This is a genomic window from Escherichia sp. MAL-1 (assembly GCF_052948035.1).
Genome location: NZ_CM129609.1, coordinates 2,121,104 through 2,143,662, shown reverse-complemented (window position 1 = coordinate 2,143,662; position 22,559 = coordinate 2,121,104). Strand labels below are relative to the sequence as shown.

Annotated in this window: 25 protein-coding genes; 15 read left to right on the top strand and 10 right to left on the bottom strand. The window is 48.6% G+C overall.

The genetic code is table 11. The features are described from left to right. Positions 1–20 precede the first annotated feature (20 nt). Positions 21–767, bottom strand: a complete 747-nt coding sequence (mipA, locus tag ACU8XX_RS10435; RefSeq protein ID WP_000163771.1) for a scaffolding protein MipA — start codon at positions 765–767, stop codon at positions 21–23. A gap of 435 nt (positions 768–1,202) precedes the next feature. On the opposite strand from mipA, the gene yeaG reads away from it, so the two are divergent. The 5 genes from yeaG to yeaK all read left to right on the top strand — a co-directional run bounded on the left by yeaG (position 1,203) and on the right by yeaK (position 8,372). After that, positions 1,203–3,137 (top strand): protein kinase YeaG, encoded by a 1,935-nt coding sequence (yeaG, locus tag ACU8XX_RS10430; RefSeq protein WP_016242185.1) that lies wholly within the window; start codon positions 1,203–1,205, stop codon positions 3,135–3,137. 112 nt (positions 3,138–3,249) lie between these two features. Then, a complete protein-coding gene (locus ACU8XX_RS10425) occupies positions 3,250–4,533 on the top strand; it encodes a YeaH/YhbH family protein (protein WP_000219687.1) in 1,284 nt (427 codons plus the stop codon). A 146-nt stretch (positions 4,534–4,679) separates the two neighbouring features. Continuing rightward, positions 4,680–6,155, top strand: coding sequence for a sensor domain-containing diguanylate cyclase (locus tag ACU8XX_RS10420; RefSeq protein ID WP_001543827.1), 1,476 nt, complete (start codon positions 4,680–4,682; stop codon positions 6,153–6,155). 180 nt (positions 6,156–6,335) lie between these two features. Further along, a complete protein-coding gene (gene dgcJ / locus ACU8XX_RS10415) occupies positions 6,336–7,826 on the top strand; it encodes a diguanylate cyclase DgcJ (protein ID WP_001295489.1) in 1,491 nt (496 codons plus the stop codon). 42 nt (positions 7,827–7,868) lie between these two features. Continuing rightward, the gene (gene yeaK, locus ACU8XX_RS10410) at positions 7,869–8,372 is read left to right on the top strand and encodes a mischarged aminoacyl-tRNA deacylase (protein ID WP_000138052.1); all 504 of its coding nucleotides are present in this window, start codon (positions 7,869–7,871) and stop codon (positions 8,370–8,372) included. Here yeaK and yoaI read toward each other — a convergent pair whose 3' ends face one another. Further along, positions 8,373–8,477 carry a small membrane protein YoaI gene (gene yoaI / locus ACU8XX_RS10405; RefSeq protein ID WP_000999630.1) on the bottom strand — a complete coding sequence of 35 codons (105 nt, stop codon included), beginning with the start codon at positions 8,475–8,477 and terminating at the stop codon, positions 8,373–8,375. Positions 8,478–8,646: 169 nt separating this feature from the next. On the opposite strand from yoaI, the gene ACU8XX_RS10400 reads away from it, so the two are divergent. Then, the gene (locus tag ACU8XX_RS10400; RefSeq protein ID WP_000460691.1) at positions 8,647–9,093 is read left to right on the top strand and encodes a DUF441 domain-containing protein; all 447 of its coding nucleotides are present in this window, start codon (positions 8,647–8,649) and stop codon (positions 9,091–9,093) included. Here ACU8XX_RS10400 and nimR read toward each other — a convergent pair. After that, positions 9,050–9,871, bottom strand: coding sequence for a DNA-binding transcriptional regulator NimR (nimR, locus tag ACU8XX_RS10395; RefSeq protein ID WP_000972265.1), 822 nt, complete (start codon positions 9,869–9,871; stop codon positions 9,050–9,052). The genes ACU8XX_RS10400 and nimR overlap by 44 nt on opposite strands. A 96-nt stretch (positions 9,872–9,967) precedes the next feature. Between nimR and nimT the strand changes: the two genes are divergently transcribed. Both nimT and ACU8XX_RS10385 read left to right on the top strand, forming a co-directional pair. Then, a complete protein-coding gene (nimT, locus tag ACU8XX_RS10390; protein WP_240765487.1) occupies positions 9,968–11,149 on the top strand; it encodes a 2-nitroimidazole transporter in 1,182 nt (393 codons plus the stop codon). Between the two features lie 54 nt (positions 11,150–11,203). Further along, a complete protein-coding gene (locus ACU8XX_RS10385; RefSeq protein WP_001338156.1) occupies positions 11,204–11,551 on the top strand; it encodes a DUF488 domain-containing protein in 348 nt (115 codons plus the stop codon). A 21-nt stretch (positions 11,552–11,572) separates the two neighbouring features. Here ACU8XX_RS10385 and yoaF read toward each other — a convergent pair whose 3' ends face one another. After that, positions 11,573–11,827: a DUF333 domain-containing lipoprotein YoaF gene (gene yoaF, locus ACU8XX_RS10380; RefSeq protein ID WP_000691930.1), complete on the bottom strand. Its 255-nt coding sequence runs from the start codon at positions 11,825–11,827 to the stop codon at positions 11,573–11,575. A gap of 182 nt (positions 11,828–12,009) precedes the next feature. On the opposite strand from yoaF, the gene dgcP reads away from it, so the two are divergent. Genes dgcP through yoaJ form a run of 3 tightly spaced genes read left to right on the top strand, consistent with a single transcriptional unit; the run spans position 12,010 to position 13,243 of the window. Beyond that, a complete protein-coding gene (dgcP, locus tag ACU8XX_RS10375) occupies positions 12,010–13,035 on the top strand; it encodes a diguanylate cyclase DgcP (RefSeq protein ID WP_001306169.1) in 1,026 nt (341 codons plus the stop codon). A gap of 32 nt (positions 13,036–13,067) precedes the next feature. Continuing rightward, positions 13,068–13,166 carry a YoaK family small membrane protein gene (locus ACU8XX_RS10370; protein ID WP_001219350.1) on the top strand — a complete coding sequence of 33 codons (99 nt, stop codon included), beginning with the start codon at positions 13,068–13,070 and terminating at the stop codon, positions 13,164–13,166. A gap of 2 nt (positions 13,167–13,168) precedes the next feature. Further along, positions 13,169–13,243, top strand: a complete 75-nt coding sequence (yoaJ, locus tag ACU8XX_RS10365; RefSeq protein WP_001386836.1) for a protein YoaJ — start codon at positions 13,169–13,171, stop codon at positions 13,241–13,243. Positions 13,244–13,301: 58 nt separating this feature from the next. Here yoaJ and ACU8XX_RS10360 read toward each other — a convergent pair whose 3' ends face one another. The 5 genes from ACU8XX_RS10360 to dmlR all read right to left on the bottom strand — a co-directional run bounded on the left by ACU8XX_RS10360 (position 13,302) and on the right by dmlR (position 16,104). Further along, positions 13,302–13,550, bottom strand: a complete 249-nt coding sequence (locus tag ACU8XX_RS10360; protein ID WP_000512153.1) for a GlsB/YeaQ/YmgE family stress response membrane protein — start codon at positions 13,548–13,550, stop codon at positions 13,302–13,304. A gap of 147 nt (positions 13,551–13,697) precedes the next feature. Beyond that, complete coding sequence (locus ACU8XX_RS10355) at positions 13,698–13,880, bottom strand: DUF1869 domain-containing protein (protein ID WP_000513737.1); 183 nt, start codon at positions 13,878–13,880, stop codon at positions 13,698–13,700. A gap of 3 nt (positions 13,881–13,883) precedes the next feature. Continuing rightward, positions 13,884–14,243, bottom strand: coding sequence for a DUF1971 domain-containing protein YeaR (gene yeaR, locus ACU8XX_RS10350; protein ID WP_000939317.1), 360 nt, complete (start codon positions 14,241–14,243; stop codon positions 13,884–13,886). 172 nt (positions 14,244–14,415) lie between these two features. Then, positions 14,416–15,054, bottom strand: a complete 639-nt coding sequence (gene leuE / locus ACU8XX_RS10345) for a leucine efflux protein LeuE (protein WP_000457206.1) — start codon at positions 15,052–15,054, stop codon at positions 14,416–14,418. 126 nt (positions 15,055–15,180) lie between these two features. After that, positions 15,181–16,104 (bottom strand): DNA-binding transcriptional regulator DmlR, encoded by a 924-nt coding sequence (gene dmlR / locus ACU8XX_RS10340; protein WP_001300522.1) that lies wholly within the window; start codon positions 16,102–16,104, stop codon positions 15,181–15,183. Positions 16,105–16,206: 102 nt separating this feature from the next. Between dmlR and dmlA the strand changes: the two genes are divergently transcribed. The 4 genes from dmlA (at position 16,207) to yeaX (ending at position 21,330) form a co-directional block, all read left to right on the top strand. Continuing rightward, positions 16,207–17,292, top strand: a complete 1,086-nt coding sequence (dmlA, locus tag ACU8XX_RS10335) for a multifunctional D-malate/3-isopropylmalate/tartarate dehydrogenase (protein WP_032174071.1) — start codon at positions 16,207–16,209, stop codon at positions 17,290–17,292. A gap of 250 nt (positions 17,293–17,542) precedes the next feature. Beyond that, positions 17,543–19,153 (top strand): BCCT family transporter YeaV, encoded by a 1,611-nt coding sequence (gene yeaV, locus ACU8XX_RS10330; RefSeq protein WP_000987525.1) that lies wholly within the window; start codon positions 17,543–17,545, stop codon positions 19,151–19,153. Positions 19,154–19,184: 31 nt separating this feature from the next. Next, positions 19,185–20,309: a carnitine monooxygenase, oxygenase subunit YeaW gene (yeaW, locus tag ACU8XX_RS10325; RefSeq protein WP_000067822.1), complete on the top strand. Its 1,125-nt coding sequence runs from the start codon at positions 19,185–19,187 to the stop codon at positions 20,307–20,309. Positions 20,310–20,364: 55 nt separating this feature from the next. After that, positions 20,365–21,330 carry a carnitine monooxygenase reductase subunit YeaX gene (yeaX, locus tag ACU8XX_RS10320; protein WP_001287031.1) on the top strand — a complete coding sequence of 322 codons (966 nt, stop codon included), beginning with the start codon at positions 20,365–20,367 and terminating at the stop codon, positions 21,328–21,330. A gap of 53 nt (positions 21,331–21,383) precedes the next feature. Here yeaX and rnd read toward each other — a convergent pair whose 3' ends face one another. Further along, on the bottom strand, positions 21,384–22,499 hold the full coding sequence (gene rnd / locus ACU8XX_RS10315; protein WP_001318538.1) for a ribonuclease D: 1,116 nt from the start codon (positions 22,497–22,499) through the stop codon (positions 21,384–21,386). Between the last annotated feature and the right edge of the window lie 60 nt (positions 22,500–22,559).

The following is a 22,559-nucleotide window of genomic DNA, read 5'->3' as shown; positions in this document are numbered from 1 at the left end:
TGCCCTGGAAAGATGCATTATCAGAATTTGTAGGTGATCCCGGTAGAAATCAGGCCAGTCCAGGATTTATCCACCATCGGGCTGTCAGTAACTTCATCAGACAGACGGGTGTAGCGTGCGGTACCGTAAACACTCCAGTCGCCGAGGAAGTTGTAGCTGGCGCTCAGCTCCAGGTAAGGGCTCCAGCTGTCGTTCGGGTTATAGCCACGCAGACCGCTGCGAGCGGACTCTTTGCGCGATACGCCATAATAGTATTCGTTCTGGTTTTCGCTGTTCCACTGCACACCAATACCCGGAGTCACGGTCAGGCCACCGTTGGTGTAACGATACAACCAGGCCATATCCCAGACGATGCCGTTGCTGTTATCCAGGGTATCGCCAGCCAGGGTGGTACGCAGGTAACCGTACTGGGTAAAGTGAGCATAAGACAGACCAGCCATCATGGTGCTCTTACGGTCATCCAGGTGACGCATTTGGTGATCGCCACTGTCTTTCGCTTTGAAGTAAAGCGGCGACCAGTAAGCGGTAATTGAAAGTTTATCCGTTGCGTCATTCCACAGGTAGTAACCACCACCTAAGCCACGGAACCAGAAGTTATCGCCTTCATAGTTGATTACCGGTACTGGGTAAACATCGGTATCGTAATCTTTATATGGGTGTTCAACGACACCTACGCCTGCGCCCAGGGAAAATTTACCTTCAGCGTGCGCTACGCCTGCAGACGTTGCGATAAGCACTCCAAGTGCCAGAAGTTTGAGTTTGGTCACAATTAATCATTCCTTAAACAAATGTTTAGCGGGCGACAAAGTTTACCCGTCAATACATCGAAACCCAACCTTTTTACGTTTTCATTTTTTAAAGTAACTGTTTAATTTTCCTGACGCGGATGACACCGCGCTTACAGCCAAATGAATTTAGCGTTACTGGCGAGCCTGGTCTTTACATTAATTATGCAAAATTTATGGATGAGTTGTTGATATGCCATTGAAATTAAGAAAGCCGTGCAGGCAAGTTTTCCATTTGCCATCTACGCTTAATTTTGAAGGTGTATCACCGGGCACGTTGTTCTCATCGTCGATAAAATGGCATGAGAGTTGCTGTGTTTTAGCAAGAGACGTCGTTCAGTTTACCTCTTCCGGGAGCCTCTACTATTCATATGAACGGCTCTTAACCTGTGCTAAAAAACGAAAGGACGGCATACCATGAATATATTCGATCACTATCGCCAGCGATATGAAGCTGCCAAGGACGAAGAGTTCACACTGCAGGAGTTTCTTACCACTTGTCGGCAAGATCGCAGTGCTTATGCCAACGCGGCTGAGCGGCTATTGATGGCTATCGGTGAGCCTGTCATGGTCGATACAGCCCAGGAACCCAGACTTTCTCGACTCTTTTCTAACCGGGTCATTGCACGTTATCCGGCGTTTGAAGAGTTTTACGGCATGGAAGACGCGATTGAACAGATTGTCTCTTATCTGAAACACGCGGCTCAGGGGCTGGAAGAGAAGAAACAAATCCTGTATCTGCTGGGGCCTGTGGGTGGGGGTAAATCATCGCTTGCTGAGCGACTGAAATCATTAATGCAGCTCGTACCGATTTATGTATTGAGCGCGAACGGTGAGCGTAGCCCGGTCAACGATCATCCGTTCTGTCTTTTCAATCCGCAGGAAGATGCGCGGATTCTGGAAAAAGAGTATGGCATTCCTCGCCGTTATCTCGGCACCATCATGTCGCCGTGGGCGGCAAAACGCCTGCATGAATTTGGTGGCGATATCACTAAGTTCCGGGTAGTGAAGGTCTGGCCGTCAATTCTGCAACAAATTGCTATCGCCAAAACGGAACCCGGCGATGAGAACAACCAGGACATCTCCGCGCTGGTTGGGAAAGTCGATATTCGTAAACTCGAACACTACGCGCAGAATGACCCGGACGCCTACGGCTATTCCGGTGCGCTGTGCCGCGCCAATCAGGGGATCATGGAATTCGTTGAGATGTTTAAAGCACCGATTAAAGTGCTGCATCCCTTGTTAACCGCCACTCAGGAAGGTAACTACAACGGGACGGAAGGTATCTCCGCCCTGCCGTTCAACGGGATTATTCTCGCACACTCGAACGAGTCCGAATGGGTCACTTTCCGTAATAACAAAAACAACGAAGCCTTCCTCGATCGTGTTTACATCGTGAAGGTGCCGTATTGCTTGCGCATTTCCGAAGAGATCAAAATCTACGAGAAATTGCTTAATCACAGTGAATTGACTCACGCCCCATGCGCCCCTGGCACGCTCGAAACACTGTCACGTTTTTCCATTCTTTCGCGCCTGAAAGAGCCAGAAAACTCCAGCATTTATTCAAAGATGCGGGTTTATGATGGCGAAAGTCTGAAAGACACCGATCCCAAAGCCAAGTCGTATCAGGAATATCGTGACTACGCCGGTGTCGATGAAGGGATGAACGGTCTGTCGACGCGTTTTGCGTTTAAGATCCTCTCCCGCGTGTTCAACTTCGATCATGTAGAAGTGGCAGCAAACCCGGTCCATCTGTTCTACGTCCTGGAACAGCAGATTGAGCGCGAGCAGTTCCCACAAGAGCAGGCAGAACGCTATCTGGAGTTCCTGAAAGGTTATCTGATCCCGAAATATGCCGAGTTTATCGGCAAAGAGATCCAGACGGCCTACCTTGAATCCTATTCCGAATATGGGCAAAACATTTTCGACCGTTATGTTACCTACGCGGATTTCTGGATTCAGGATCAGGAGTATCGCGATCCGGATACCGGGCAGCTGTTTGACCGCGAGTCTCTTAACGCCGAGCTGGAGAAAATCGAGAAACCGGCGGGGATCAGTAATCCAAAAGATTTCCGCAACGAGATTGTTAACTTCGTACTGCGCGCCAGAGCGAATAACAGCGGACGCAATCCGAACTGGACCAGCTATGAAAAACTGCGCACGGTCATCGAGAAGAAAATGTTCTCCAATACCGAGGAGCTGTTGCCGGTTATCTCGTTTAACGCCAAAACGTCAACCGACGAGCAGAAGAAACACGACGACTTTGTCGACCGTATGATGGAAAAAGGCTACACCCGTAAACAGGTGCGTTTACTGTGCGAATGGTATTTGCGCGTACGTAAATCGTCTTAACAACCCTGGCCCGGTACACATGTTACCGGGCCTACAACGACAGCGAACCGTGGGCCTGAGAAGCGGCAACACAGGCGTAGCATACAGTTGGCAAATGTAGTACGGGGGGCATATGACCTGGTTTATTGACCGGCGTCTGAACGGCAAAAACAAAAGCATGGTGAATCGCCAGCGTTTTTTACGCCGTTATAAAGCGCAAATTAAACAGTCGATCTCCGAGGCCATTAATAAGCGTTCGGTGACTGACGTCGACAGCGGCGAATCCGTATCCATTCCCACGGAAGATATTAGCGAACCGATGTTTCATCAGGGGCGTGGCGGTCTGCGCCACCGCGTGCATCCGGGCAATGACCATTTCGTCCAGAACGACCGAATTGAACGTCCCCAGGGTGGCGGCGGAGGTTCCGGCAGTGGTCAGGGCCAGGCCAGCCAGGATGGTGAAGGTCAGGATGAATTTGTCTTTCAGATTTCGAAAGATGAGTATCTTGATCTGCTCTTTGAAGATTTGGCCTTACCGAATCTGAAACAAAACCAACAACGCCAGCTGACCGAATATAAAACGCATCGGGCGGGTTATACCGCTAACGGCGTTCCGGCCAATATCAGCGTTGTGCGTTCATTGCAGAACTCACTGGCGCGACGCACAGCCATGACGGCAGGCAAGCGGCGGGAACTTCATGCACTGGAAGAGAATTTGGCCATCATCAGCAACAGTGAACCTGCGCAACTGCTGGAAGAGGAACGTCTGCGCAAAGAAATTGCAGAATTACGTGCCAAAATTGAACGCGTCCCTTTTATTGACACCTTCGATTTACGTTACAAGAACTACGAGAAGCGGCCCGATCCCTCCAGCCAGGCAGTGATGTTTTGCCTGATGGACGTTTCCGGTTCAATGGATCAATCCACTAAAGATATGGCTAAGCGTTTTTATATTCTGCTGTATCTGTTCCTCAGCAGAACGTATAAGAACGTGGAAGTCGTATACATCCGCCATCATACCCAGGCGAAAGAAGTCGATGAACATGAGTTTTTCTACTCGCAGGAAACAGGCGGCACCATTGTTTCCAGCGCCCTGAAACTGATGGATGAGGTAGTGAAAGAGCGTTATAACCCGGCACAGTGGAATATTTACGCTGCACAAGCATCGGACGGCGATAACTGGGCCGATGACTCTCCGCTTTGCCATGAAATCCTGGCGAAAAAATTATTACCTGTTGTTCGTTATTACAGCTATATCGAAATTACCCGTCGTGCACATCAGACATTGTGGCGAGAATATGAGCATCTGCAATCTACTTTCGACAACTTTGCGATGCAGCACATCCGCGACCAGGATGATATTTATCCGGTGTTCCGTGAACTGTTTCATAAACAAAATGCAACAGCTAAAGGCTAAAACTATCAGCCAGGTCATTATCGCCTGGCTGATTTTTAGCTTACTGTAAATTATCTCATTTATTACATACATTAGCTTACAATCGCTTTAAATATGACAGCATAACCTTTACATAATTTAGTTCCAGAAAACAATCATTCGGAAAAATGATTCAGTCAACACGTATTTCCATGGGGTTATTCTTTAAATATTTTTTATCGTTAACGAAAATTGATCCTGGTCAAAACTATATATCTCTGCCATCAATAAAATCCAGCACTCACATTGCTCTCCTTTTTATGGTTTCTATGGGTACACAAAAATTAAAAGCTCAAAGCTTTTTTATTTTCAGTTTATTGCTGACGTTAATTTTATTTTGCATTACTACCTTATATAACGAAAACACAAATGTAAAACTCATCCCACAGATGAATTACCTGATGGTTGTTGTGGCTTTGTTTTTCCTTAACGCCGTCATTTTTCTTTTCATGTTAATGAAATATTTCACTAACAAACAAATTTTACCAACACTCATTTTAAGCCTTGCATTTTTAAGTGGCCTTATCTATTTAGTTGAAACCATTGTAATTATCCATAAACCAATTAACGGCAGTACACTGATCCAGACAAAGTCGAATGATGTTTCTATTTTCTATATTTTCCGCCAACTCAGTTTTATTTGTTTAACCTCGCTGGCACTCTTTTGTTATGGAAAAGACAACATCCTTGACAACAATAAGAAAAAAACGGGAATCCTGTTGCTGGCGCTGATTCCTTTTTTAGTTTTTCCCCTTCTGGCACACAATCTGAGCAGTTATAACGCTGACTATTCTTTGTATGTCGTCGACTACTGTCCTGACAACCATACTGCGACCTGGGGAATCAACTATACAAAAATATTGGTTTGTCTGTGGGCATTTTTACTGTTCTTTATTATCATGCGTACACGATTAGCCAGCGAACTATGGCCATTAATAGCATTATTATGTCTGGCATCGCTATGCTGCAACTTACTTCTACTGACTCTGGATGAGTATAATTACACCATCTGGTACATCAGTCGCGGGATTGAAGTCTCCAGTAAACTGTTTGTTGTGTCTTTTCTGATTTATAACATTTTTCAGGAACTGCAACTCTCCAGCAAACTGGCAGTTCATGATGTGCTGACCAATATTTATAATCGGCGCTACTTTTTCAACAGCGTAGAGTCATTATTGTCGCGACCTGTTGTTAAGGACTTCTGTGTCATGCTGGTTGATATTAATCAGTTCAAACGCATCAATGCCCAATGGGGACATCGTGTGGGTGATAAAGTGCTGGTTTCAATTGTCGATATTATCCAGCAAAGCATCCGCCCCGATGATATTTTAGCGCGACTGGAGGGTGAGGTGTTTGGCATGCTATTTACCGAACTCAATAGTGCCCAGGCAAAAATCATTGCGGAACGTATGCGTAAAAATGTCGAACTCCTGACCGGCTTTAGTAACAGATATGATGTTCCTGAACAAATGACCATCAGTATTGGCACGGTTTTTTCAACGGGTGACACGCGTAATATCTCGCTTGTCATGACGGAAGCAGATAAAGCCTTACGCGAAGCGAAAAGCGAGGGGGGCAACAAAGTGATTATTCATCATATTTAAGTGCAAAAATATTCAGAGCCATGCTTTTTGCGTGGCTTTTGCATACAATTTATTACTATTACCCCTAAATTTCCCCTCCCCAGCGGCGCAGAGATGAGTATAATTAGCGCCCCTGTGCCAGGCCGCAATCGAACTTTATCTGGTTTTCTCGTTTCACTAACCGAAGGAGTGCCATTTATCATGAAATTGCACCATAGAATGCTCCGGCATTTTATCGCCGCAAGTGTCATTGTGCTGACATCTTCCTTCCTTATTTTTGAACTTGTCGCCAGCGACAGAGCAATGAGTGCCTATCTGCGCTATATCGTGCAGAAAGCAGACTCCTCCTTTCTTTATGATAAGTATCAGAATCAGAGTATTGCCGCGCATGTGATGCGCGCTCTCGCTGCTGAGCAGTCGGAAGTGTCGCCAGAACAGCGGCGCGCCATCTGCGAGGCTTTTGAGTCTGCCAATAATACCCATGGCTTAAACCTGACTGCCCATAAATACCCGGGCTTACGCGGCACACTACAAACCGCATCCACTGACTGCGACACAATTGTGGAAGCTGCAGCACTATTACCCGCTTTTGATCAGGCAGTGGAAGGCAACCGCCACCAGGATGATTACGGTTCAGGTCTTGGGATGGCCGAAGAGAAATTTCACTATTATCTCGATCTCAATGACCGCTATGTCTATTTTTATGAGCCGGTTAATGTTGAATACTTTGCGATGAATAACTGGTCCTTCCTGCAGTCAGGAAGTATTGGCATCGATCGCAAAGATATTGAAAAGGTATTTACCGGGCGTACCGTATTGTCGAGCATTTACCAGGATCAGCGTACTAAACAGAACGTGATGAGTTTGCTGACGCCGGTATATGTCGCAGGGCAGCTAAAAGGGATTGTGCTGCTGGATATTAACAAAAACAATTTGCGGAATATCTTTTACACTCATGACCGCCCTCTCCTCTGGCGTTTTCTCAATGTCACGCTAACCGATACCGATTCGGGGCGCGACATTATCATCAACCAGAGCGAAGATAATCTGTTCCAGTATGTCAGTTACGTCCATGACTTACCGGGCGGCATTCGTGTCTCGTTATCCATTGATATTCTTTACTTTATCACGTCTTCGTGGAAAAGCGTTCTGTTCTGGATTTTGACGGCGTTAATTTTGCTGAATATGGTGCGGATGCACTTCCGCTTATACCAAAATGTGTCGCGAGAAAATATTAGTGATGCGATGACTGGACTGTATAATCGCAAAATTTTAACCCCTGAACTGGAGCAGCGGTTGCAGAAACTGGTGCAATCCGGTTCTTCGGTGATGTTTATTGCAATTGACATGGACAAGTTAAAGCTAATAAATGACACCCTCGGTCATCAGGAAGGGGATTTAGCGATTACGTTGTTAGCTCAGGCGATTAAACAATCGATTCGTAAAAGTGATTATGCCATCCGACTCGGTGGCGATGAATTCTGCATCATTCTTGTCGATTCGACGCCGCAAATTGCAGCACAACTGCCTGAACGTATCGAAAAACGTCTGCAACATATCGCGCCGCAGAAAGAGATCGGCTTCTCTTCCGGTATTTACGCGATGAAAGAAAACGATACGTTACATGATGCGTATAAAGCTTCCGATGAGCGTTTATATGTCAATAAGCAGAACAAAAACAGCCGTTCATGATAACCTTCTGTGGTTGTTTGCTTGTAATCTCAGGAGCGTGAAATGACTGAAATGGCTAAAGGAAGCGTGACGCATCAGCGGTTAATCGCTTTATTATCACAAGAAGGTGCTAACTTCCGCGTCGTTACCCATGAAGCGGTAGGTAAATGTGAAGCGGTGTCAGAAATTCGTGGCACCGCTTTAGGCCAGGGAGCTAAGGCACTGGTATGTAAAGTCAAAGGCAATGGCGTAAATCAACATGTTCTGGCGATCCTCGCTGCCGATCAACAGGCCGATCTGAGCCAACTTGCCAGCCATATAGGCGGATTACGCGCTTCGTTAGCCAGCCCTGCTGAAGTCGATGAACTCACAGGCTGTGTCTTCGGCGCGATCCCCCCTTTCAGCTTCCATCCAAAACTCAAACTGGTTGCCGACCCTCTACTCTTCGAACGATTTGATGAAATCGCCTTCAATGCAGGGATGCTGGATAAATCCGTTATTTTGAAAACCACGGATTATTTGCGCATTGCGCAACCAGAACTGCTCAATTTCCGCCGCACTGCGTAACTAGCCTGTCCGTTCAATAAGCAGAACGGACAAAACCAGCACAACAGCAATGGCAAAAAACGATGACGTGATAATCAGTGTCTCGACGAACATTTGATCGTTCATAGCATGCCCCCGGGAGATAGCTGTTTTCACGTTATTGTTAGCGTGCACAAATGGCAGTTTGATGACAGTTCGCCTGATTTTTTATGCAAAAAACGTAAAGATTTTCTACTTCCTTCCTGCAGCAAGCGTAAAGTAAGCAGGCTTATTATTTTTTGGCAAGGAAACCACGATGTTTGATGTCACTTTGCTGATCCTGCTCGGGTTAGCTGCGCTGGGCTTTATCAGTCATAACAACACTGTCGCCGTTTCAATTCTGGTGTTAATCATTGTCCGCGTCACACCGTTAAGCACTTTTTTCCCGTGGATTGAAAAACAGGGGCTAAGTATCGGGATAATCATTCTGACGATTGGCGTTATGGCCCCCATCGCCAGCGGGACGCTACCGCCCTCAACCCTGATTCACTCGTTTCTGAACTGGAAATCACTGGTGGCAATTGCAGTAGGCGTTATTGTCTCCTGGCTGGGTGGGCGCGGCGTGACGTTAATGGGCAGCCAGCCGCAACTGGTCGCCGGACTGCTGGTAGGCACTGTTTTAGGCGTGGCGCTGTTTCGCGGCGTACCGGTTGGCCCGCTTATTGCCGCGGGTCTGGTTTCGCTGATTGTGGGGAAACAGTAGTTAATCCCGCAATATATCGGCCTGGCGTTTGCCCCAGGCCTTTCTTAAACATAGTAATAAAGGCCGTTGTTGAATCATACCCCAGCGTATGAGCAACTTTCTGTACAGTATCGCCTTTCACTAATCCCTGAAGCGCCATAATCAGCTGTAACTGCTGACGCCACTGGCGAAAACTCAACCCCGTCTCTTTTACTATCAGTCGGGCAAGATTGCGTTCACTCATCGCAAAAAAGCCAGCCCATTGCCCCAATGACCCCCACTCGACGGGCCCTTTCGCCATCATCTCCACCATCGTGCGGATTTTAGGATGAGAAGAAACGGGCAGGTGCAGCTGTTGTTGTGGCTGCTGAGGGAGTTCATCAAACAGGACCTGAATTAATCTGCGGGTCATCGGCTCAGCACGCTGAGTCGTCGTCCTGTTTGCCAGGGTTAAAATCAATTCCCGGCATAAGGGCGATATTTTCAATGTGCAACATGTTGTCGGCATTGTCACTGCGCTGGGTTCGATAAACAGAAAACAGAGTTCAGCGTTAGCTGTCACTTGATTGCTATGCTTCACCCCGCCCGGTATCCAAACCGCATATTGTGGCGGCACCATCCACAAAGCATTTTCCACCGTACAGGTAATTGCACCATGTAGCGCCAGTATCAGCTGTCCTTTGCGGTGCTGATGTACAGGACTGGTTAACTCATCCGTTCCGGCGTGAATACAAAATGCGACCGCGGCTTCATGGTGTCGGTCGGGTTCATAGCCATTGAGATTCAACCTGTGCATCATTTTGTCCGAATTTAGCGATAATTTGTCATTTTAGCTTGATTCAACATAACAATAAAAACGGTAAGGTACAGCCTCGTTTGTAACAATGAGAAGCATATGACCTGTTCAACTTCATTAAGCGGCAAAAACAGGATTGTCCTTATCGCTGGCATTCTGATGATTGCCACAACATTACGCGTCACCTTCACCGGCGCAGCACCGTTACTCGATACGATTCGTTCCGCTTACTCGCTGACGACAGCGCAAACCGGCTTATTGACCACCCTGCCATTATTGGCCTTTGCGCTAATCTCACCTTTGGCCGCCCCGGTAGCGCGACGTTTTGGTATGGAACGTAGCCTGTTTGCCGCGTTACTTTTGATCTGTGCTGGTATCGCAATTCGCTCTCTCCCTTCGCCTTACTTATTATTTGGCGGTACAGCGGTCATTGGCGGTGGGATTGCATTAGGCAATGTCTTACTGCCAGGATTAATTAAACGCGATTTCCCTCATTCCGTCGCCAGACTTACCGGCGCATATTCCCTGACAATGGGAGCTGCGGCGGCACTTGGATCGGCTATGGTCGTGCCGCTGGCTTTGAACGGTTTTGGCTGGCAAGGCGCGTTGCTCATGCTGATGTGTTTTCCTCTGCTGGCTCTTTCTTTATGGCTGCCACAGTGGCGAAGCCAACAACATGCAAATTTGAGTACCTCGCGCGCCTTACATACTCGGGGTATCTGGCGTTCGCCGCTTGCCTGGCAGGTCACATTGTTTCTTGGGATCAACTCACTGGTCTATTACGTGATTATTGGCTGGCTTCCGGCGATCCTCATCAGTCACGGCTATAGCGAAGCACAGGCGGGTTCACTGCATGGTTTGCTGCAACTAGCCACAGCAGCTCCCGGTTTGCTGATCCCTCTTTTCTTACATCATGTGAAAGATCAGCGTGGTATTGCAGCGTTCGTTGCCTTGATGTGCGCAGTGGGCGCTGTTGGGCTCTGCTTTATGCCAGCGCACGCGATCACCTGGACTCTGCTTTTCGGTTTTGGTTCCGGCGCAACAATGATACTGGGGTTGACGTTCATTGGTCTTCGGGCAAGTTCTGCGCATCAGGCGGCGGCACTCTCGGGGATGGCACAATCCGTCGGGTATTTGTTGGCAGCCTGTGGGCCGCCGCTGATGGGTAAAATACACGATGCTAACGGTAACTGGTCTGTACCACTTATGGGTGTTGCCATACTTTCACTACTGATGGCGATTTTCGGACTTTGCGCCGGGAGAGACAAAGAAATTCGCTAATATCCGGTGCTATAGTGACGTAACAAATCATGCGTGAAAGGGAGAACAAACACGATGAATATTCAGTGCAAACGCGTTTATGATCCGGCTGAACAGAGCGATGGTTATCGCATACTGGTCGACCGCCTCTGGCCGCGCGGTATCAAAAAAACCGATTTAGCCCTTGATGAGTGGGATAAAGAAATCACGCCGTCAACGGAACTGCGCAAAGCCTTTCACGGCGAAGTCGTCGATTTTGCAACCTTTCGCGAGCAATATCTTGCAGAACTGGCGCAACACGAGCAAGAAGGAAAGCGGCTGGCGGACATCGCCAAAAAACAGCCGCTGACCCTGCTCTACTCAGCAAAAAACACCACGCAGAACCATGCGCTGGTGCTGGCCGACTGGCTACGTAGCTTGTGATTTTAGTACAGCATCCGGCGGTTATTTTTCACCAGCCGGATGGTCACGCCGCCACAATGCCCATTCATCAATCGTTTCACCGCCCGGTAATTTGCAATTGTTGCTGACCCCTTGCGCTGTCTGCACTGGAATGAGCGTCCCGCCCTTCTGCTGGCAATAGACCGACGCCGGATTTGCCATACCAATCTGCGGCGGTTTAGGTGCTTCTGGCTGAGAAGGGGTTGAACAACCAGCCAGGACCAGCAAGCAAGGCAGAACAAAACTGATAATTTTCATTTATTGATCTCACATATTTATCCAAGATTAGAGTATCGCGGTATCGTTTTGTTTTGCAGCACTATTTTTATTACATTCACTCAAAACATATTACGTCTTGTTTCATCTTTGTTGATGATGTTTTATCATGCCTGCAAAGATTAAATAATCAGCATTTACCCGCCGTATCCTGGAGTTGTTCCGTGTCAGATCAGATTATCGCCCGCGTCTCGCAATCCCTTGCCAAAGAACAGTCACTGGAAAGTCTGGTCCGACAGCTTCTGGAGATGCTGGAAATGGTCACTGATATGGAATCAACCTACCTGACCAAAGTGGATGTCGAAGCGCGCCTGCAGCATATTATGTTTGCCCGTAACAGCCAGAAAATGCACATCCCGGAGAATTTTACCGTCTCGTGGGATTACTCGTTATGCAAACGCGCCATTGATGAAAACTGCTTTTTCAGCGATGAAGTCCCCGACCGTTGGGGTGACTGTATTGCGGCACGCAATCTTGGCATCACCACATTTCTGAGCACGCCAATTCACTTACCGGATGGATCATTCTATGGCACGCTTTGCGCCGCCAGCAGTGAGAAGCGCCAGTGGAGTGAACGCGCGGAACAGGTTTTACAGTTATTCGCCGGACTGATTGCACAATATATTCAAAAAGAGGCACTGGTTGAACAGCTGCGCGAAGCCAATGCTGCGCTGATTGCGCAATCGTATACCGACTCGTTAACCGGGCTACCGAATCGGCGGGCGATTTTTGAAAATCTGACGACACTGTTTTCCCTCGCCCGGCATCTTAACCATAAGATAATGATCGCGTTTATCGATCTGGATAACTTCAAATTAATCAATGATCGTTTTGGTCATAATAGTGGCGATCTGTTTCTCATTCAGGTTGGCGAGCGCCTTAATACGCTCCAGCAAAATGGCGAAGTTATTGGTCGTCTCGGCGGTGATGAGTTTTTAGTTGTTTCACTAAACAACGAGAATGCGGATATTTCGTCGCTGCGAGAACGCATTCAGCAGCAAATACGTGGAGAATATCACTTAGGTGATGTTGATTTGTATTATCCCGGTGCCAGTCTTGGCATAGTAGAAGTCGATCCTGAAACAACCGATGCAGACAGTGCCCTGCATGCTGCCGATATTGCGATGTATCAGGAGAAAAAACACAAACAGAAAACACCTTTTGTCGCGCATCCAGCGCTACATTCCTGAGGCGTATTCACATCCTTTTGATTGGTGATAACATGCGAATCGGTATTATTTTTCCGGTTGTAATCTTCATTACAGCGGTCGTATTTTTAGCATGGTTTTTTATTGGCGGCTATGCTGCCCCGGGAGCATAAAGATGAAAAAAACAACGATTATTATGATGGGTGTGGCGATTATTGTCGTACTCGGCACTGAGCTGGGATGGTGGTAACGTCACCTCTAAAAAATAGCAAAGGCTGCCTGTGTGCAGCCTTTGTGCAATTTAAGCGTTAACTTTTAATCTTCCTGTAGATAAATAGCACGACAATCGCACCAATAACGGCAACCACGAAGCTGCCAAAATTGAAGCCATCGACTTTACCAAAGCCAAACAGCGTGCTGATCCATCCGCCGACTACGGCACCGACTATCCCCAGCAGGATAGTCATAAAGAATCCACCTCCATCTTTACCTGGCATGATCCACTTCGCCAGAATACCGGCAATAAGCCCAAAAATAATCCATGACAGAATGCCCATTGTTTCCTCACTTATCTGTTTTGCATTAGCGGGTTAGTCGCTGATAAAAAGCATAGCACAACATCGGGAGGGCAAGATTTGTGACGAGCATCACGGAGGTTTTTTTTGCGATGGCGCAGAAATTGCGCCATCAACGATCAGTGATAATTACCAACCACAAACATCATGTTCGTTTTCCGTGTCATAAGAACGTACGGTATTCACCAGATCTTTTATCACTTCAGCCGCCACTTCTGGCACCAGCAAAGTCATCGGCGTCTCTGTTTCATAATCGACAGAAACGCCATTGCTGTTATTGGTGACGGTCACGGTATACGTTGCTTTGCCCATGATTCATTTCCCGTTATGAATGACTTTCCGTTGTTGCGCACCTTCCATCAGGACTTCAGGAGCCACGAAGAAGTCAATGTTGAAATAAGTATCGTCAGTCATGGCTTCAATGTTGTGCCACTTTTCTGGAGGGAACACCGCAAACTGCCCCGCTTCGATAAGGATCACCTGATCAGGCTCTGCACTGTGTTCATCAGCGTAGCCGAGATATTTGACCGCCCCATGCATAACGGAAAGGCGTGGGTAAACCCCCGGGCGCGTTCCTTTATCAAGATGACGTTCGAATATTCCGGCAGGTGCAGTTTGTTTATTCCAGAAAGGCGTTGAGCGCGTATGAATATAATTCTGTGGGATTTGAAGCATCCTTTTCCCTCCTTCGGTGAATGCGCTGAAAACGGTTTATTCCAGCCGTTTCAGGGTACGCCTGATAATTTGCATTTTAAATACCATTTATTGGTTACTTTTTAGCACCATATCAGCGAAGAATCAGGGAGGATTATAGATGGGAAGCCCGCGACAACGCGGGCTGAAAGCATCAGGATTGCAGCGTCGCCAGTCGGGCAGCGAAACCCACGAACATCAAACCAATCAGTGAGTTGCCAACTTTAGCCAGTTTCTTTTTGGTACGTATGTACTGCGTGACAAAAGCACCAGATATAATCAGGAAGCTCAAATAGCAGAAACTCACCAGTTCCAGCGTCGCCGCCAGAATAAAGAATGAAATTCCCGTATGTGGGGCATTAACATCGATAAACTGTACGAAAAACGACACATAGAACAAAATGGCTTTCGGATTAGTCAGGCTCAAAATTAACGCGCGTTTAAAAATAGCACCGTATTGGGGCTCATCGGATTTGGCCTCGCTATTTTTACCCTTCAGGGTCGCGTAAAGAATTTTACTCCCCAGATAGAGCAAATAAAACGCACCAAGATAACGTACAATGTTGAATAATATCGGGGTGGTCTTAATTAATGTCGCCACTCCAGCCCATGCCAGAAACATCAATACCGCATCGCCAATAAATACACCGCAGGCCGCAAGATAACCGCCTTTCATACCGCTACTGACGCTATTTTTGAGTACAAACAGGGTATTTGGCCCTGGCACCAACACAATAAAAATGGCCCCAACCAGATAGGTCCAGTAATTCAGAACCCCGTATTCAGCGAACACATTAACCTCTTTAATTATCTTTCGATCATGCGCGATTAAAGGTGAATATGCTAACCAATCTGTAGCGGCTTAGAAAGGAGAAAATCAGGTTTTAACCTGATATCAACCCGATAATTGAATCATTAATCAGGCATGCTCCAGTGAAAAATTCGGGTAGTGCTCGGCAAAATACTGGCGTAAAAATTCTACCGTTATCCGCACTTTCGCTGACGTCGCCAGCCTTGAAACATAAACGGCCCAGACGTTCGCTGGCTGGTAATATTCCGGTAGCACTTGCACTAAATGACCACTGGCAATGTTTTCGCTAACATCCCACCAGGAACGCAGAGCAATCCCCTGCCCATCGAGACACCACTGATGGACAATTTCTCCATGATTAGACGACAGTGGGCCGGTGACTTTAATCGCATGGGGGCCTTCTTTATTGCGTAATTGCCAGACACCAAAAGGATGATCGCGCTCTTTAATGACCAGGCACGGCAATGCAGAAAGATCGGTTAAATGTTTCGGCGCGCCATGTTGCGCAATAAATTCCGGCGACGCGCAGAGAATACGGTAATTGGTCGCCAGTTTGCGGGCGATTAAATTAGGGGCGATGTCATCGCCAATGCGAATATCGAGATCGACACCTTCATTGACCAAATCGACCAGTCGGTCTTCCACATCAAAACGTAATTCCAGTTGCGGATACGCCTTCGCCAGCGCTGATAACGCCGGAGCCACCACCTGTCGTCCAAAACCAAAGCTGCTGATAATACGCAGCATCCCCTGCGGCACCTGACGCACGTCAGAAAGTTCGTCCATCATCTGACCGACATCCTGCAAAATCCGCTGCGCCCATTCATAAATCCGCTCTCCTTCTTCGGTAATGGTGACGCGGCGGGTGGTGCGGTGTAACAACACCACGTTTAGCGTTTGCTCCAGCAAGGCGATGCGCTTGCTGACGAACGCCGGTGAAACGCCCAGTTCTTCCGCCACGGCGGCAAAACCAGCCCGGCGAGCCACCAGCATAAAGACGCGCAAATCATTCAGCAGCGGTAAATTATTCATGATTCGTGTTTTATGTTTCACTAGTTACGGGGATTAATTCCTTTTCAGTCAATTATAGGATGGTGATGTTGTCAATTTTGATGGTCAGGAAGTGAGAACCCAATGATGAAAACGATGCGTATTGCTGCGATCCCGGGAGACGGGATTGGCAAAGAAGTCCTTCCTGAAGGGATTCGCGTGTTACAGGCTGCCGCTGAGCGCTGGGGCTTCGCCTTGAGTTTTGAGCAAATGGAGTGGGCGAGCTGCGAGTATTACAGCCATCACGGTAAAATGATGCCGGACAACTGGCATGAGCAACTTAGCCGTTTCGACGCCATCTATTTTGGTGCCGTCGGCTGGCCGGATACCGTTCCGGACCATATTTCGTTGTGGGGTTCGCTGCTGAAATTTCGTCGTGAATTCGACCAGTACGTCAACCTGCGCCCGGTTCGTCTCTTTCCTGGCGTTCCCTGCCCGCTGGCGGGAAAACAGCCTGGCGACATCGATTTTTACGTGGTCAGGGAAAACACCGAAGGCGAATATTCCTCGCTCGGCGGTAGAGTGAATGAAGGTACAGAGCATGAAGTCGTCATTCAGGAATCGGTATTTACGCGTCGTGGTGTCGATCGCATTTTGCGTTATGCCTTCGAACTTGCGCAAAGCCGCCCACGTAAGACGCTAACTTCTGCCACTAAATCGAACGGTTTAGCCATCAGCATGCCGTACTGGGATGAGCGAGTGGAAGCAATGGCCGAGAATTACCCGGAGATCCGCTGGGACAAGCAGCATATTGATATTCTCTGCGCGCGTTTTGTGATGCAGCCGGAACGCTTCGATGTGGTGGTGGCGTCCAATTTGTTTGGCGATATCCTTTCCGATCTTGGCCCGGCCTGCACCGGCACCATTGGCATTGCCCCATCCGCCAACCTGAATCCGGAACGCACTTTCCCGTCGCTCTTCGAGCCTGTCCACGGTTCCGCGCCGGATATCTACGGGAAAAATATTGCTAACCCTATCGCCACGATTTGGGCCGGGGCAATGATGCTCGATTTTCTCGGCAATGGCGATGAGCGTTTCCAGCAAGCGCATAACGGTATTCTGGCAGCAATTGAAGAAGTGATTGCTCACGGGCCGAAAACACCTGATATGAAAGGCAATGCCACCACGCCACAGGTTGCCGACGCGATTTGCAAAATTATTTTGCGTTAAGGTCAAACCAGTTTATTTGAACCGCGTCACTGACGCGGTTTTTTTATTCGTTCTTTGCAGTAAATAACCTGCGTCATTTCACCTTTTATTGTTTCCGTTTCGTGTTTTATGGCTTTCCGTATTCTTAATTGTTTAATTTATGTAACATACAAATAATCAATTTGTTAAACACAACATACAACTCATTACCCTGCAAATAATTACAACTGGCAAAAGCCAGAGACGGGCTTTTATGCCCAGGAGATGACTCATGATGAGCAATGTTAAGAAAAAAGATGTGCCGCTGATAAGCATCAGCCTGGTGGCCATTCTTTTCATCGCAGCTGCATTAAGCCTTTTCCCACAACAATCGGCCGACGCGGCCAACGCAATATACACTTTTGTTACGCGTACGTTAGGTTCCGCCGTACAGGTATTGGTTTTGCTGGCAATGGGACTGGTGATTTATTTAGCCACCAGTAAATACGGCAATATTCGTCTTGGCGAAGGAAAACCGGAATACAGCACGCTCTCCTGGCTGTTTATGTTTATTTGTGCCGGTTTAGGTTCTTCTACGCTTTATTGGGGGGTTGCTGAATGGGCCTATTATTATCAAACACCTGGATTAAATATCGCACCGCGTTCACAACAGGCACTCGAATTTAGCGTTCCCTACTCTTTCTTCCACTGGGGCATCAGCGCCTGGGCAACTTATACGCTGGCCTCATTAATCATGGCTTATCACTTTCATGTGCGGAAAAACAAAGGTCTGAGCCTTTCCGGCATTATTGCTGCTATTACCGGCGTTCGCCCGCAAGGCCCATGGGGAAAACTGGTCGATTTGATGTTCCTGATCGCCACTGTCGGCGCACTGACCATTTCCCTTGTTGTTACCGCAGCAACCTTTACCCGTGGGCTTTCCGCGCTGACCGGTTTACCCGATAACTTCACCGTGCAGGCATTTGTGATCCTGCTTTCCGGCGGCATTTTTTGCCTAAGCTCGTGGATTGGTATCAACAACGGTTTGCAACGTCTGAGCAAAATGGTTGGCTGGGGCGCGTTCCTGCTGCCATTACTGGTGCTGATTGTCGGCCCAACCGAATTTATTACCAACAGCATCATCAATGCCATCGGCCTGACCACGCAAAACTTCCTGCAAATGAGCTTATTCACCGATCCGCTTGGCGATGGTTCATTTACCCGCAACTGGACCGTTTTCTACTGGCTGTGGTGGATCTCATACACCCCTGGCGTAGCAATGTTTGTCACCCGCGTTTCCCGCGGTCGTAAGATTAAAGAAGTTATCTGGGGACTGATCCTCGGCAGCACCGTCGGTTGCTGGTTCTTCTTTGGCGTAATGGAAAGCTATGCCATTCATCAGTTTATCAATGGCGTAATCAACGTCCCACAGGTGCTGGAAACACTGGGCGGCGAAACAGCTGTACAGCAAGTTCTGATGTCGTTGCCAGCCGGTAAATTGTTCCTCGCCGCATACCTGGGCGTGATGATTATTTTCCTTGCCTCGCATATGGATGCAGTGGCCTACACCATGGCGGCGACCAGTACGCGTAATCTCCAGGAAGGTGACGATCCTGACCGTGGGCTGCGTCTTTTCTGGTGCGTGGTGATCACTCTGATCCCGCTTTCCATCTTGTTTACCGGTGCTTCGCTGGAAACGATGAAAACCACCGTCGTGCTCACAGCCCTTCCCTTCCTCGTCATTTTACTGGTGAAAGTCGGCGGGTTTATTCGCTGGCTGAAACAGGATTACGCCGACATTCCGGCTCATCAAGTTGAACATTATCTCCCGCAGACACCGGTTGAAGCCCTGGAAAAAACGCCAGTGCTCCCTGCGGGAACCGTATTCAAAGGCGACAACTGAGCGCCATCATCCTAACGATAAAGGTATCCCTATGAGCAATCTGAGCCCTGACTTTGTACTACCCGAAAATTTTTGCGCTAACCCGCAAGAGGCGTGGACCATTCCTGCCCGTTTTTATACCGATCAGAACGCGTTTGAACACGAAAAAGAGAACGTCTTCGCCAAAAGCTGGATTTGCGTCGCTCACAGCAGCGAACTGGCGAATGCCAATGATTATGTGACGCGTGAGATCATTGGCGAAAGCATCGTGCTGGTACGCGGTCGTGATAAGGTTTTGCGCGCGTTCTATAACGTGTGTCCGCACCGTGGTCATCAGTTGTTGAGCGGTGAAGGAAAAGCAAAAAATGTGATTACCTGCCCGTATCACGCATGGGCATTCAAACTCGATGGCAACCTGGCCCATGCACGTAACTGCGAAAACGTCGCCAATTTCGATAGCGACAAAGCGCAACTGGTTCCGGTGCGTCTGGAAGAATATGCCGGATTCGTCTTCATCAACATGGACCCCAACGCCACCAGCGTAGAAGATCAATTACCCGGCCTGGGCGCGAAAGTGCTGGAAGCCTGCCCGGAAGTCCACGATCTGAAACTGGCGGCCCGCTTTACCACCCGCACGCCTGCCAACTGGAAGAACATTGTCGATAACTATCTCGAGTGCTATCACTGTGGTCCGGCGCATCCAGGTTTCTCCGACTCCGTACAGGTTGATCGTTACTGGCACACCATGCACGGTAACTGGACGCTGCAATACGGTTTCGCCAAACCGTCCGAACAGTCGTTTAAATTTGAAGAGGGTACGGATGCGGCATTCCACGGTTTCTGGCTGTGGCCGTGCACGATGCTGAACGTCACCCCGATCAAAGGGATGATGACGGTCATTTATGAATTCCCGGTGGATTCTGAAACTACCCTGCAAAACTACGATATTTACTTCACCAATGAAGAGTTAACCGACGAGCAAAAATCGCTGATTGAGTGGTATCGCGATGTGTTCCGTCCGGAAGATTTACGTCTGGTTGAAAGCGTACAGAAAGGGCTGAAATCGCGTGGCTATCGTGGTCAGGGGCGCATCATGGCCGACAGTAGCGGTAGTGGCATTTCCGAACATGGTATCGCCCATTTCCATAATCTGCTGGCGCAGGTGTTTAAGGACTAATGACATCGGCGGCGGTATTTTCCGCCGCTGGGCTGATTTTTGATGGAGTACAGCAATGTCAGACTATCAAATGTTTGAAGTACAGGTGAGCCAGGTTGAACCCCTTACCGAACAGGTGAAACGCTTCACGCTGGTGGCAACCGATGGCAAACCATTACCTGCGTTTACCGGAGGAAGTCACGTCATTGTGCAGATGAGCGATGGTGATAACCAGTACAGCAATGCGTATTCACTACTGAGTTCGCCGCATGACACCTCTTGTTATCAGATTGCCGTTCGGCTGGAGGAAAACTCGCGCGGCGGTTCCCGCTTTTTGCATCAGCAGGTAAAAGTGGGCAATCGGTTAACGATTTCAACGCCTAATAACCTGTTTGCGCTAATTCCCTCAGCCAGAAAGCATCTGTTTATCGCGGGCGGTATTGGTATCACCCCTTTCCTGTCGCACATGGCAGAGCTGCAACACAGCGACGTCGACTGGCAGCTACATTACTGCTCGCGAAATCCAGAAAGTTGCGCATTTCGTGATGAGCTAGTCCAGCATCCGCAGGCTGAGAAAGTTCACTTGCATCACTCATCAACCGGAACACGACTGGAATTAGCGCGATTATTGGCGGATATCGAACCTGGCACACACGTTTATACCTGTGGTCCCGAGGCGCTAAATGAAGCGGTAAGAAGTGAAGCTGCGCGTCTGGACATCGCCGCCGATACGCTGCACTTTGAGCAATTTGCTATCGAAGACAAAACCGGCGATGCCTTTACCCTGGTGCTTGCCCGTTCCGGAAAAGAGTTTGTGGTGCCGGAAGAGATGACTATTTTGCAGGTTATTGAAAATAATAAAGCCGCGAAAGTGGAATGTTTATGTCGTGAAGGGGTATGCGGAACCTGCGAAACAGCAATACTGGAAGGTGAAGCTGACCATCGGGATCAGTATTTTAGCGATGAAGAGCGTGCCAGCCAGCAAAGTATGTTGATCTGTTGTTCGCGTGCGAAGGGTAAACGCCTGGTGTTGGATTTGTAGTTTGCCAAAGCCGGATGTGGCGCTGAGCGCGCCCAGTCCGGCTTCGGAAGATTTTACTGCGGATATTCCTGCAATAAATTGTGTAATGCTTCCGCCATCAGCTCACCACGCCAGCCGGAAATCAGCTCCGGCAAATTGTTCTGCGGTTTCAGTTTCCAGTGCCAGTTCAGCAGTTGGTTGATTTGCCGACGCGATGCCAGCAATTCGGCGCTGATCTTATGCGTTTCGCTCACGTCAGTAATCAGCGACTTAATCGCTTTAAACGCTTTACGATAACCCGGCATGTCCATCAGGTTAAGCATCGGCTGCGGTAAGGCCTCTTCCGGCAATGTCTGCGCTTTTTCCACCAGCGCCAGCAGCGTTTTACCGTGAAAGCGGATTTCGCTACCGGATAAACCCAGGCTGTCCAGTTCGCCTAAACTTCCCGGCATATAACGCGCGACCGACCACAAATGCTCTTCACGCACGACAAAGTTCACCGCCAGATCACGCTCACGAGCCTTGCGCAGTCGCCAGTCGGCTAACAGTTGCAGACAGGCCAGTTGGCGTGTGCGTAATTGCCAGGCATTGGTCATATCACGCCAGGCATCTTCCGGCGCAACGACTTCCTGACGACGCATTTGCATCAGGCGGCATTCATCCAGCGCCGCAGGTAGCCAGCCGGAGGCCTCCGTTTCTACCATAAGCTTGGCGGTGATCGGTAACAGATACCAGACATCAGCCGCTGCGTATTCACACTGACGTTCGGTCAGCGGTCTGGCCAGCCAGTCGGTGCGCGATTCACTCTTGTCCAGCGTAACGCCGGAATACTCTTCCACCATGGAAGCGAACCCCCATGACATCGGGCGTCCGCAGAAGGCAGCAAGGATTTGCGTGTCAATCAGGGGTTGTGGTAATTCGCCAAAGACATTGAGGAACACTTCCAGATCTTCACTGCCTGCATGGAGAAATTTTGTGATGGACGGATCGCGCAGGATCGCTTTCAGCGGTGACCAGTCGGTGATCCCGAGAGGATCAATTAACGCCAGATGCTCACCATCAAAAAGTTGAATTAAACCCAGCTGCGGGTAATAAGTGCGCGTACGAACAAATTCAGTATCCAGGGCTATCGCCGGAAAGGCACGGACGGCTTCACACAAAGAAGCCAGCGCATCGTCCGTGGTAATCATTTGGTAATTCAAATTGTATTCTCTTTAGTGGGCGTCAAAAAAAACGCCGGATTAACCGGC

Bases quoted from the DNA above. Each gene is read 5' to 3' on its own strand.
- nimR (WP_000972265.1), bottom strand. From the start codon at position 9,871: ATGATGCACAGGTTGAATCTCAATGGCTATGAACCCGACCGACACCAT.
- ACU8XX_RS10355 (WP_000513737.1), bottom strand. From the start codon at position 13,880: ATGGGCAAAGCAACGTATACCGTGACCGTCACCAATAACAGCAATGGC.
- dmlR (WP_001300522.1), bottom strand. From the start codon at position 16,104: ATGAATAATTTACCGCTGCTGAATGATTTGCGCGTCTTTATGCTGGTG.
- ACU8XX_RS10400 (WP_000460691.1), top strand. From the start codon at position 8,647: ATGTTTGATGTCACTTTGCTGATCCTGCTCGGGTTAGCTGCGCTGGGC.
- yeaR (WP_000939317.1), bottom strand. From the start codon at position 14,243: ATGCTTCAAATCCCACAGAATTATATTCATACGCGCTCAACGCCTTTC.
- yeaW (WP_000067822.1), top strand. From the start codon at position 19,185: ATGAGCAATCTGAGCCCTGACTTTGTACTACCCGAAAATTTTTGCGCT.
- ACU8XX_RS10360 (WP_000512153.1), bottom strand. From the start codon at position 13,550: ATGGGCATTCTGTCATGGATTATTTTTGGGCTTATTGCCGGTATTCTG.
- ACU8XX_RS10420 (WP_001543827.1), top strand. From the start codon at position 4,680: ATGATTCAGTCAACACGTATTTCCATGGGGTTATTCTTTAAATATTTT.
- ACU8XX_RS10425 (WP_000219687.1), top strand. From the start codon at position 3,250: ATGACCTGGTTTATTGACCGGCGTCTGAACGGCAAAAACAAAAGCATG.
- dgcJ (WP_001295489.1), top strand. From the start codon at position 6,336: ATGAAATTGCACCATAGAATGCTCCGGCATTTTATCGCCGCAAGTGTC.
- yeaV (WP_000987525.1), top strand. From the start codon at position 17,543: ATGATGAGCAATGTTAAGAAAAAAGATGTGCCGCTGATAAGCATCAGC.
- ACU8XX_RS10370 (WP_001219350.1), top strand. From the start codon at position 13,068: ATGCGAATCGGTATTATTTTTCCGGTTGTAATCTTCATTACAGCGGTC.
- nimT (WP_240765487.1), top strand. From the start codon at position 9,968: ATGACCTGTTCAACTTCATTAAGCGGCAAAAACAGGATTGTCCTTATC.
- yeaX (WP_001287031.1), top strand. From the start codon at position 20,365: ATGTCAGACTATCAAATGTTTGAAGTACAGGTGAGCCAGGTTGAACCC.
- yeaG (WP_016242185.1), top strand. From the start codon at position 1,203: ATGAATATATTCGATCACTATCGCCAGCGATATGAAGCTGCCAAGGAC.
- dmlA (WP_032174071.1), top strand. From the start codon at position 16,207: ATGATGAAAACGATGCGTATTGCTGCGATCCCGGGAGACGGGATTGGC.
- yoaI (WP_000999630.1), bottom strand. From the start codon at position 8,477: ATGAACGATCAAATGTTCGTCGAGACACTGATTATCACGTCATCGTTT.
- yoaF (WP_000691930.1), bottom strand. From the start codon at position 11,827: ATGAAAATTATCAGTTTTGTTCTGCCTTGCTTGCTGGTCCTGGCTGGT.
- yeaK (WP_000138052.1), top strand. From the start codon at position 7,869: ATGACTGAAATGGCTAAAGGAAGCGTGACGCATCAGCGGTTAATCGCT.
- ACU8XX_RS10385 (WP_001338156.1), top strand. From the start codon at position 11,204: ATGAATATTCAGTGCAAACGCGTTTATGATCCGGCTGAACAGAGCGAT.
- rnd (WP_001318538.1), bottom strand. From the start codon at position 22,499: ATGATTACCACGGACGATGCGCTGGCTTCTTTGTGTGAAGCCGTCCGT.